This is a genomic window from Streptomyces sp. SID3212 (assembly GCF_009865405.1).
Classification (GTDB): domain Bacteria; phylum Actinomycetota; class Actinomycetes; order Streptomycetales; family Streptomycetaceae; genus Streptomyces.
Genome location: NZ_WWJY01000425.1, coordinates 1 through 7834 on the forward strand (window position 1 = coordinate 1; position 7834 = coordinate 7834).

Annotated in this window: 8 protein-coding genes and 1 pseudogene; 8 read left to right on the forward strand and 1 reads right to left on the reverse strand. The window is 72.9% G+C overall.

All coding sequences use genetic code 11. The features are described 5' to 3' along the window. The 3 genes and pseudogenes from GT042_RS12730 to GT042_RS12740 form a co-directional block, all read left to right on the forward strand. A pseudogene (locus GT042_RS12730) lies at positions 1-318 on the forward strand (NUDIX hydrolase); the annotation flags it as partial. Further along, complete coding sequence (locus tag GT042_RS12735) at positions 315-1340, forward strand: ADP-ribosylglycohydrolase family protein (RefSeq protein ID WP_345943754.1); 1026 nt, start codon at positions 315-317, stop codon at positions 1338-1340. The pseudogene GT042_RS12730 and the gene GT042_RS12735, both read left to right, overlap by 4 nt. Before the next feature lie 3 nt (positions 1341-1343). Further along, on the forward strand, positions 1344-2225 hold the full coding sequence (locus GT042_RS12740) for a nucleotidyltransferase domain-containing protein (RefSeq protein ID WP_161308814.1): 882 nt from the start codon (positions 1344-1346) through the stop codon (positions 2223-2225). Here the strand turns inward: GT042_RS12740 and GT042_RS12745 are convergent. Next, on the reverse strand, positions 2109-2894 hold the full coding sequence (locus GT042_RS12745) for a nucleotidyltransferase domain-containing protein (RefSeq protein WP_161308815.1): 786 nt from the start codon (positions 2892-2894) through the stop codon (positions 2109-2111). The genes GT042_RS12740 and GT042_RS12745 overlap by 117 nt on opposite strands. A gap of 122 nt (positions 2895-3016) precedes the next feature. Between GT042_RS12745 and aroH the strand changes: the two genes are divergently transcribed. The 5 genes from aroH (at position 3017) to der (ending at position 7642) form a co-directional block, all read left to right on the forward strand. Then, entirely contained in the window at positions 3017-3379 is a 363-nt protein-coding gene (gene aroH / locus GT042_RS12750; protein WP_161308816.1) for a chorismate mutase, read from the forward strand. Next, positions 3376-4461 carry a prephenate dehydrogenase gene (locus GT042_RS12755; protein ID WP_161308817.1) on the forward strand — a complete coding sequence of 362 codons (1086 nt, stop codon included), beginning with the start codon at positions 3376-3378 and terminating at the stop codon, positions 4459-4461. Before aroH ends, GT042_RS12755 begins: the two co-directional genes overlap by 4 nt. Positions 4462-4653: 192 nt before the next feature. Beyond that, positions 4654-5379, forward strand: coding sequence for a (d)CMP kinase (gene cmk / locus GT042_RS12760; protein WP_161308818.1), 726 nt, complete (start codon positions 4654-4656; stop codon positions 5377-5379). A gap of 98 nt (positions 5380-5477) precedes the next feature. After that, the gene (locus tag GT042_RS12765; protein WP_161308821.1) at positions 5478-6065 is read left to right on the forward strand and encodes a lysophospholipid acyltransferase family protein; all 588 of its coding nucleotides are present in this window, start codon (positions 5478-5480) and stop codon (positions 6063-6065) included. A gap of 116 nt (positions 6066-6181) precedes the next feature. Beyond that, positions 6182-7642 carry a ribosome biogenesis GTPase Der gene (gene der / locus GT042_RS12770; protein ID WP_161308819.1) on the forward strand — a complete coding sequence of 487 codons (1461 nt, stop codon included), beginning with the start codon at positions 6182-6184 and terminating at the stop codon, positions 7640-7642. The last annotated feature ends 192 nt before the right edge of the window (positions 7643-7834 follow it).

A 7834-nucleotide genomic window follows, 5' to 3' on the forward strand; every position in this document is an offset into this window, starting at 1 on the left:
TTCGACCACGGCGACATCCTCGCCGACGCCTACGACCGGATCGGCGCCAAGCTCGAATACAGCTGTCTCGCCACGGCGTTCTGCCCGCCGGAGTTCACCCTCGCGGAGCTGCGGCAGGTGTACGAGACCGTCTGGGGCGTGGAGCTGGACGGGCCCAACTTCCGGCGCAAGGTCCTCGCGACCCCGGGCTTCGTCCAGGCCGTCGAGGGGCCGCCGCGCCGCACCGGCGGCCGGGGCAAACCCGCCGCGCTCTACCGCGCGGGCGCCGCCACCACTCTGCATCCCCCTCTCCTGCGACCGGAAGGACGGACCACGTGATCTCCACCAGGACCCTCACCAAACAAGCCGCCACGGGATCGCTGACCGGGCTCGCCATCGGCGACGCCCTCGGCTTCCCGACCGAGTTCAACGACGTACCGTCCATCCTCGCCAAGTGCGGCCCCTGGCGCGAGATGGAACTGCCGAGGCCGGCGATCGTCACCGACGACACCCAGATGACCCTCGCGCTCGCCCGGGGCATACGCACCGCGACGGACCGGGGCGTCCTCGGACCGCTGCGCCTGGTACGGCCGGTGCGCGAGGAGTTCGTCGCCTGGTACCACTCGCCCGACAACAACCGCGCCCCCGGCCGGACGTGCATGACGGCCTGCATGCTCCTCGACAGCGACCGGCCCTGGCAGGCGGCGAGCCAGACCGGCTCGAAGGGCTGCGGGGCGAACATGCGGGTCGCGCCCGTCGGCCTCGTCCCCTTCCTCAGCGACGAACAGCGGTCGGGGGCCGCCCAGTTGCAGGCGGCCCTCACCCACGGCCACCCCACCGCGCTGGCCGCCTCCGACCTCACGGCGCGGGCGGTGTACCTGATGGCGCGGGGCGGTGAGCCGACGGGACTGGTCGGCCAGCTGCGTTCGTACGCGTACGAGAACCGCGGCCGCTACCGCCACCAGTGGCTCGGCGACCTGTGGACGTACTCCCAGGACCCCAGCCCCGAGGAGTTCTCGCGGCGCGGCTGGGACGAGTGCCTGGCGGCCCTGGAACGGGTCCAGGACGCCCTGCGAGCCCCCTCCGCGGAGGAGACCGACCCCTGCCTGGCCACCGGGGACGGCTGGGTGGCAGAGGAGGCCCTCGCCACCGCGCTGCTCTGCTTCCTGCTCTTCCCGCAGGACCCGGTCACCGCCGTCCGCAGAGCCGCCTGCACCCGTGGCGACTCCGACTCGATCGCCTGCCTGACCGGAGCCTTCGCGGGCGCCCACCTCGGCGCGGGCGCCTGGCCCAAGGAGTGGGCCGAACGCATCGAGTACCGCAGCGACCTGCTCTCCCTGGGAGCGCTCTGGGACGCTTGACCCATGCACGCACACCCGACCACGCGCCACGCGACCTCGCCGGACAGATCCCCGGGGCGCACCCCGTCAGAACCCCGTCTCCGCGAGGCCGGCCTGCCGGTCACCGACCTGGGCCCGGTCCTCGCGGAGGAGACCGATCCCCTGCTGTTCGCCACGGTGTCCGGGGCGCACCTCTACGGATTCCCCTCCCGCGACTCCGACATCGACCTGCGCGGGGTCCACGTCCTTCCGGTGGAGGCCCTCGTAGGGCTGGACGAACCGGACGAGACCCGGACCCGGATGTGGGACAGGGACGGGGTCGAGATGGACCTCGTCACCCACGACCTGCGCAAGTTCGCCCGGCTGATGCTGCGCCGCAACGGCTACGTCCTGGAACAGCTCCTGTCGCCCCTGGTCGTGCACACCACCGACGCCCACGCCGAACTGGCCTCCCTCGCCCCCGGCCTGCTGACCTCTCATCACGCCCACCACTACGCGGGGTTCGCGGCCACGCAGGAGCGACTCTTCGGGCGGACGGGGGAGTTGAAGCCCCTGCTCTACACGTTCCGCGCGCTGCTCACCGGGATCCACCTGATGCGCGGCGGCGGGATCGAGGCCCATCTGCCCACGCTGCTCGGGGAGGTGGCCGCGCCTGAGTACCTGCCGGACCTGATCGCCGCGAAGGCCGAGGCCGAACACGGCACGGACGGCGTCCCGGACCGGGACCGGCTGGAGAAGGACCTGGAGGCGCTCCGTACGGCCCTGGAGGACGCCAGGGCGGGCACCTTGCTACCCGAGCTGCCCGGAGCCGCCGCCCGGGACGCGCTGCGCGCCCTGGTCGTCCGGGTGCGCCTCCAAACTCCGCGCCGACTCGAAACTCCGCGCCGGCTCGGAGCGCAGCGCTGACGCGTGGCGGGTGCGGATCAGGAAGTCCTCGATCCGGGCGTGGTCGGGTTCCGGGGGGAGGGGGGAGTGCGCCGCCGCGTCGTCGGCCTCCGCCGCCAGGCGGTTCATCCGGCGCTCGACCTCCGGCCAGGGCACCTCGCCCCGCTTGACCGCGAGCAGCGGTTCGCGGTCCGCGCCGACGTCGATGACCAGCCGCCCCGTACGCAGCAGATCCCCGCAGAGCGCGAGCAGCCGCAACAGGTGCATGGCGTGCTTCCAGCGCGGGGCGCCGTGCTGCCGGACGTCCGCCTCCAGCTTTCTGCGCTGGCCGAGTGCGTACCGTACGAACGTCGTGTGGGCCTGCCGGGAGAGGAACGCCCCGCGCAGGGAGAGCAGTTCGCGGCCGGTGTCGTCCAGGCGCTCGACCAGCGGGGAGTGCAGGCACTCCAGCACGTTGGGGTTGGCGCGCAGCGCCAGCGCGCAGAAGCGCTCCAGCTCCCAGGAGAACTGCTCGTCGGCCGGGCCCTCGACATGTGTCGGCGGCTTCCCGAAGCCCCAGAACAGCGCGGTCGGCGCCAGGAACACCCCCCGGACGTCGGTGTCGCTGCCCTCCGTCGCCAGGCCGAACGCCCGCGATCCCATCACACAGGAGTAGACGGTGTGGTCGCGTACAAGAGCGTCGGGCGTCATGCGCGAGAAGGGTACGGGACCCGTCGGCGCGTCCCGCGAGGCGGCCGGCCAAGGCCGCTCCGGGCCGCCCTCCGCCGCCCGGTCTAACCTGGAAACCGCACGCGATCACCGAGGAGGACGCCGTGGCGGTACGAGCGGTACGGGGCGCCGTCCAGCTGGAGCGGGACGAGTCCCGCCACATGGACGACCAGGTCAAGCAGCTCCTCACGGCGATGCTGGAGCGCAACGCGATCGGCCACGACGACCTGATCAGCATCTGGTTCACCGCCACCCCCGACCTGCACAGCGACTTCCCGGCCGCCGCCGCCCGGGGACTCGGTATCGTCGAGGTGCCTCTCCTCTGTGCCCAGGAGCTGGACGTCCCCGGCGCCATGCCGCGCGTCGTCCGCATACTGGCCCATATCGAGTCCGACCTCCCCCGCTCCCGGATCGCGCACGTCTACCTCGGCGCCGCGGCAGCCCTTCGCAAGGACATCGCCCAGTGAGAACCGCCGTCGTCATCGGAACCGGCCTGATCGGCACCTCCGCGGCCCTCGTCCTCGCCTCTCGCGGGGTCACCGTCCACCTCACCGACCACGACGCCACCCGGTCCCGTACGGCCGCGGCCCTCGGCGCCGGCACCGACCGGGTGCCCGACGGGCCCGTCGACCTCGCCCTCGTCGCCGTACCGCCCGCACACGTGGCCGCCACCCTCGCCGAGGCGATGCGCGGCGGGATCGCCCGCGGCTACCTCGACGTGGCCAGCGTCAAGGGCGGCCCCCGGCGCGAGCTGGAGGCGCTCGGGCTCGACCTGAGCGCGTACCTCGGCACGCACCCCATGGCGGGCAAGGAGCGCTCGGGTCCGCTCGCCGCCACCGCCGACCTGTTCGAGGGCCGCCCCTGGGTGCTGACCCCGGCCCGGGACACCGACACCGAGGTGCTCAACCTCGCCCTGGAGCTGGTCGCGCTCTGCCGCGCCGTCCCGGTGGTCATGGACGCCGACGCCCACGACCGGGCGGTCGCGCTGGTCTCGCACACCCCCCAGCTGATCTCGTCCATGGTGGCCGCCCGCCTCGCGGACGCCGACGAGACCGCCGTACGCCTCTGCGGCCAGGGCATCCGCGACGTGACCCGGATCGCCGCCTCCGACCCCGCGATGTGGGTCGACATCCTCAGCGCCAACCCGGGACCCGTCGCGGACGTGCTGGCCGGGATCGCCGCCGACCTCGACGAGACGGTCGGGGCGCTGCGGTCCCTCCAGTCCGCCGACGAGGCCAAGCGCCGCGAGGGCGCGGCCGGCGTGGAGGACGTCCTGCGCCGGGGCAACGCGGGCCGGGTCAGGGTGCCGGGCAAGCACGGCACCGCCCCGGCGGCCTACGAGGTCGTGGCGGTGCTGATCAGCGACAAGCCGGGCGAGCTGGCCCGTATCTTCGCGGACGCCGGCCGGGCCGGGGTGAACGTGGAGGACGTCAGGATCGAGCACGCGACCGGCCAGCAGGCCGGCCGGGTGCAGCTGATGGTGGAGCCCTCGGCGGCCCCGCTGCTCACCGAGGCGCTGCGGGAACGCGGCTGGTCGATCCGCCAGTAGGACGGCCCGGGCCGGGCTGGAGCACGGCCCCGGGCCGGGTGGCGTACGGGCCTGGGCCGTCCGGCGGACGCCGTCCGGCGGGGGCCACCGCCGAACGAGTGCATTTGTGGTGCCGAGTACTCGGTAACCTTGTACGAGGGCGTATGGACGTCCCGCGTGCCCGCACGCCGCTCCCACCCGTGAACCAGGAAGGTGTCCGCCTCCGTGGAAACCGCAGCATCCGTCGCCCGGACCGCCCCGGCCGCTGTGATCGTCGCCATCGACGGGCCCTCCGGCACGGGCAAGTCGAGCACCTCCAAGTCCGTGGCCTCCCACCTCGGGCTCAGCTACCTGGACACCGGGGCGCAGTACCGGGCCATGACCTGGTGGATGATCAACAACGGCATCGACGTCTCGGACGCCGTCGCCGTCGCGGACGCCGCGGGCAAGCCCGTGATCGTGTCCGGTACGGACCCGGCCGCCCCGACGATCACCGTCGACGGCGAGGACGCCTCGGGCCCGATCCGTACGCAGGAGGTCACCGCCAAGGTGAGCGCGGTCAGCGCGGTCCCGGAGGTACGGTCCGTCGTCACCGCCCTCCAGCGCGCCATCGCCGCGGCGGCCGTGCGGGGCATCGTGGTCGAGGGCCGCGACATCGGTACGACCGTGCTGCCGGACGCCGACGTCAAGATCTTCCTCACCGCCTCCCCGGAGGCCCGCGCGGCCCGCCGCAGCGGTGAGCTGAAGGGCAAGGAGGCGGTCGACGTCTCCGTCACCAGGGAAGCGCTGATCAGGCGGGACACGGCGGACTCCAGCCGGAAGACGTCCCCGCTGGCGAAGGCGGACGACGCGGTCGAGGTGGACACCACGGAGCTGACCCTCCAGCAGGTCGTCGAGTGCGTCGTGACCCTGGTCGAGGAGAAGCGGGCCGTCAGGTGAGCGCCCCGCCCGCACAGGGCGCACGTCCCGCGAACCGGTCGGGCAGGGCCCCGTCCGAAGCGGGCGCCGCCGTGGGCAGGGGCATCGGCACGGTCCTGATGTACGGCCTGTGGAAGCCCCGGGTCCTGGGCGCCTGGCGGGTCCCCGCGCGGGGTCCGGCGATCCTCGCCGTCAACCACTCGCACAACGTCGACGGCCCGATGCTGATGGGCACCGCGCCCCGGCCGGTGCACTTCCTGATCAAGAAGGAAGCGTTCATCGGCCCGCTGGACCCGTTCCTGCGGTCCATCGGGCAGCTGAAGGTGGACCGTACGGTCGCCGACCGGGCCGCGATCACCGACGCGCTGGACGTGCTCGCCCACGGCGGGGTGCTGGGGATATTCCCCGAGGGCACCCGCGGTGAGGGAGATTTCGCCTCGCTGCGCGCCGGGCTCGCCTATTTCGCCGTACGGTCGGGGGCACCGATCGTGCCGGTGGCGGTCCTGGGAAGCACGGAGAGCCGGGGACGGTTGATACGGGCACTGCCCCCGCTCCGCAGCCGGGTGGACGTCGTCTTCGGCGACGCCTTCGCGGCGGGTGACGGCAGCGGCCGGCGGACCCGCAAGGCGCTGGACGAGGCCACGGTACGGATCCAGGAACGGCTGACCGCCCACCTGGCGGACGCCAGGCGGCTGACCGGACGTTAGGCGTCAGGACCTTGAGGCGCCCGGACCGCTGTCGGAGCGTAAGAGCGCGAGTATTTCAGTAGTGCGCCGCATGCTGCGGCGCACCGATCACGATGGATGAACGAGGTACGGACTTCATGAACGACCAGATCGACTCCGGGGACGCGAACGGAGAGCTTGGCGACGCCGAGTACGCGGAGTTCATGGAGATCGCCGCACACGAGGGCTTCGACCCCGAGGAGGTGGAGGGGGCGATCGACGAGGCCGGTCACGGCCCCCTGCCGATCCTCGCGGTCGTCGGACGCCCGAACGTCGGCAAGTCGACCCTCGTGAACCGCATCATCGGCCGCCGCGAGGCGGTCGTCGAGGACAAGCCGGGCGTCACCCGCGACCGGGTGACCTACGAGGCCGAGTGGGCGGGCCGCCGGTTCAAGATCGTCGACACCGGCGGCTGGGAGCAGGACGTCCTCGGCATCGACGCCTCCGTCGCGGCCCAGGCCGAGTACGCCATCGAGGCCGCCGACGCGGTGGTCTTCGTGGTGGACTCCACGGTCGGCGCCACCGACACCGACGAGGCCGTGGTACGGCTGCTGCGCAAGGCGGGCAAGCCCGTCGTGCTCTGCGCCAACAAGGTCGACGGGCTGAGCGGCGAGGCCGACGCGACCGCCCTCTGGTCCCTCGGGCTCGGCGAGCCCCACCCCGTCTCCTCCCTGCACGGACGCGGTACGGGCGACATGCTCGACGCGGTCCTCGAAGCGCTGCCGGACGCCCCGGCCCAGACCTTCGGGCTCACCGTCGGCGGCCCCCGCCGCATCGCCCTCATCGGCCGCCCGAACGTCGGCAAGTCCTCCTTGCTGAACCGGGTCGCCAAGGAGGACCGGGTGGTCGTCAACGAGATCGCGGGCACCACCCGTGACCCCGTGGACGAACTGATCGAGCTGGGCGGCACGGTCTGGAAGTTCATCGACACCGCCGGCATCCGCCGCCGGGTCCACCTCCAGGCGGGCGCCGACTACTACGCGTCCCTGCGCACCGCGGCCGCCGTCGAGAAGGCCGAGGTCGCGGTCATCCTGATCGACACGACCGAGTCCATCAGCGTCCAGGACCAGCGCATCGTCACGATGGCCGTCGAGGCGGGCCGCGCGATCGTCATCGCGTACAACAAGTGGGACACCCTGGACGAGGACCGCCGCTACTACCTCGAACGGGAGATCGAGACCGAGCTGGCGCAGGTCGCGTGGGCGCCCCGGGTGAACGTGTCGGCCCTCACCGGCCGCCACATGGAGAAGCTGGTCCCCGCCATCGAGACGGCGCTGGAGGGCTGGGAGACCCGCGTTCCGACAGGACGGCTGAACGCGTTCCTCGGTGAGCTGGTCGCCGGGCACCCGCACCCGGTCCGCGGCGGCAAGCAGCCCCGGATCCTGTTCGGGACGCAGGCCGGCGCGAAGCCGCCGCGCTTCGTGCTCTTCGCCTCCGGCTTCATCGAGGCGGGCTACCGCCGCTTCGTGGAGCGCCGCCTGCGCGAGGAGTTCGGCTTCGCGGGTACGCCGATCCACATCTCCGTACGGGTGCGCGAGAAGCGCGGCCGCAAGAAGTAGCCCGGCCGGACGGCGGCACGGGAAAGCCGGAAGCTGTGGGGTCCGGCGCGGACGGTTCCGCGCCGGACCCCACAGCTTCCGGCTTTTTCCTTCGGCGTCCCGGGCTTGATTCCTTCGGTGTACCGGGCTTCGGCGTCCCGGGCCTCAGTGGCCCCGGCGCGGGCCCGGCGGCAGCGCCGCCGGGGTGTGCCG

Excerpts from the sequence above, each read along its gene's own strand:
- GT042_RS12745 (WP_161308815.1), bottom strand. The coding sequence starts at position 2,894 with ATGACGCCCGACGCTCTTGTACGCGACCACACCGTCTACTCCTGTGTG.
- GT042_RS12765 (WP_161308821.1), top strand. The coding sequence starts at position 5,478 with ATGTACGGCCTGTGGAAGCCCCGGGTCCTGGGCGCCTGGCGGGTCCCC.
- GT042_RS12740 (WP_161308814.1), top strand. The coding sequence starts at position 1,344 with ATGCACGCACACCCGACCACGCGCCACGCGACCTCGCCGGACAGATCC.
- der (WP_161308819.1), top strand. The coding sequence starts at position 6,182 with ATGAACGACCAGATCGACTCCGGGGACGCGAACGGAGAGCTTGGCGAC.